Raw genomic sequence first — 1,587 nt, 5'->3', positions numbered from 1 at the left:
GCGCCTGGCCGCAGCCGATCTCGCGCGTCGGCCCGCGATGTGTGTCGCTGCGGCTCGGGATCGGACCTCGCGCCGCGCGGACGCTGGTGCGCTCTGGCCTGGCGTTCGATCGTGTCGCGATTCCCACCGGGGACGCGCTCGAGGCCGGCACGATCGACGCCGCGAAAGCGGATCTGATCGTCACGGGCATCGAGGATCTCCCCACTGAGGTGGCGCTTGAGGTCCAGGATCGGGTGCTCGCCAAGGCGGCCCACCTCCCGACCGGCCGCCTGCGGCGTGAGCTCGCTGCCGCGCGCCCGGAGGTCGACGGCAAGGACTTCGAGCACCGGTGTGAGCGGGCGGCTCAGGGGCGCCGCGTGGATCCTCCCCGGGTTCTTCCCGATGGGATGGCTAGCACCTTCGCGGTGATGCCCGCGACCGAAGCGATCCAGTTGTTCCGATCGATCGATGCCGCAGCACGTTCGGCCCAGGCAACGGGCGACGAACGCACGCTCGAACAGCTGCGGGCCGATGCGCTCGCTCTCATGGGTGAGAGCGCGGTCCAGTCCGGTTGGATCGGCGCATGCCCGCGCCAGCACGTCGATGACGCCTCGGCCGACTGCGCCGCGCCCGCCGATGGCGAGCGAGAGCCGGAGTGCGGCATGCCCGTGGGCGTGATCGGCGGCCGCTCGGCGCACGTGCGGGTGGTGGTGCCGTTGACGTCCGCGATGGGTAGCGAGGGTGGGCCGGGTGACGGGCTCGAGGGAGCCGATGCCCCTGCTGAGCTGGAGGGCTACGGGCCGATCCCGGCCTCGGTCGCCCGGGCACTCGCCGCGGGCGGGCCGTGGGCGCGGATGGTCACCGATCCACTCGATCGCACGGTGCTCGAGGTCAGTCGGGATCGGTACAGACCGACCGCCGCGATGGCCGATCTGGTGCGGGCCCGAGAACCCGAGTGCATCCACCTCTCCTGCGGGGTCTCGTCCGACAGGTGCGACATCCATCATCGGGTCCCGTGGCCGATCGGACTCACCACGGTCACGAACCTCGACCCGCCCTGCCGCCGACATCACCTGCTGCTCACGCATGCGGGTTGGAGGTATGTCGTGGACGCCCGCGGCCGCCGGACCTGGACCACGCCGACCGGCCTGAGGTATGTGCAGGAGCTCGACGGCACGGTGACGATGCACAAGTACGAGCGCCGGCGTACCGCGTTGCCGCCACTCCGCGACGAGGACCCGCCACCGTTCTGAGCGAGGGAGCGGCGCTGGGCGTGCGGCGTCAGCTGATCCCCGGGCGCGCGGCCACGTCAGGTCCGCTGACCCTCGGGGAGCTGTGCCACGAGCCTGTCCCGCACGTCGCGCTCGGAGAGGTGGTTCGCCAACGTCGGTGCGGACGGCCACACCACAGTGCCTGGGCATCGCGCAACAGGTCCGCATTGATCAGTGCAGCCCTCGGGAGGAGTCGCGGAAACTGGCGCGGTACGTCGTGGGGGTCATGCCGGTCAGGTCCCGGAACGCGGCGTTGAAGGCCGAGAGCGAGCCGTACCCGACGTCGTAGGCGATCCGCGTCACCGGCACGTCGCCGCCCGCGAGCAGCTCGACGGCG

The 1,587-nt window shown here is 71.6% G+C and carries 2 protein-coding genes; one reads left to right on the top strand and one right to left on the bottom strand.

All coding sequences use genetic code 11. The features are described 5' to 3' along the window. Positions 1–1,232 (top strand): DUF222 domain-containing protein (locus ACOJSN_RS06950; RefSeq protein WP_420111775.1); only part of this gene is annotated, 1,232 nt, incomplete at its 5' end. 189 nt (positions 1,233–1,421) lie between these two features. Here ACOJSN_RS06950 and ACOJSN_RS06945 read toward each other — a convergent pair. Then, positions 1,422–1,577 (bottom strand): helix-turn-helix domain-containing protein, encoded by a 156-nt coding sequence (locus ACOJSN_RS06945; protein WP_420111776.1) that lies wholly within the window; start codon positions 1,575–1,577, stop codon positions 1,422–1,424. Between the last annotated feature and the right edge of the window lie 10 nt (positions 1,578–1,587).

The organism is Pseudactinotalea sp., from assembly GCF_048594945.1.
Taxonomy (GTDB): domain Bacteria; phylum Actinomycetota; class Actinomycetes; order Actinomycetales; family Beutenbergiaceae; genus Pseudactinotalea.
The sequence above is the reverse complement of the archived record's forward strand: the minus strand, read 5'-3'. Positions and strand labels throughout refer to the sequence as shown.